We start from the raw sequence: 282 nt of genomic DNA on the forward strand, positions 1-282 counted from the left end.
ATTCTTGCAAAGGAGATAAGCAATGGCACCTCGCATCATTAATGGCATTGAGGTCGAAAGCGGTTCCGGCAATGTATTTGCGGATCTGGGGCTTGCCGATGCTGAGAAGCTGAAAATAAAATCCGGTCTTGTCATCGAGATTGCGAAAGCGGTGCGCCGACTTGATTTGACGCAAGAACAGGCGGGCCATCGCATGGGACTTCCGCAACCGAAAGTATCCTTGCTGCTTCGAGGCGATTTCGCAAACCTGTCGGAGCGCAAACTTATGGAATGTTTGAGCCG

The 282-nt window shown here is 51.1% G+C and carries 1 protein-coding gene; it reads left to right on the forward strand.

Annotation, left to right across the window (positions count from 1 at the left end; all coding sequences use genetic code 11):
- Positions 1–22 precede the first annotated feature (22 nt).
- A partial coding sequence (locus EQW76_RS28870; RefSeq protein ID WP_143123538.1) for a helix-turn-helix transcriptional regulator occupies positions 23–282 on the forward strand: 260 nt, incomplete at its 3' end.

Source organism: Rhizobium sp. rho-13.1, from assembly GCF_007000305.1.
GTDB classification, from domain to species: domain Bacteria; phylum Pseudomonadota; class Alphaproteobacteria; order Rhizobiales; family Rhizobiaceae; genus Rhizobium; species Rhizobium rhododendri.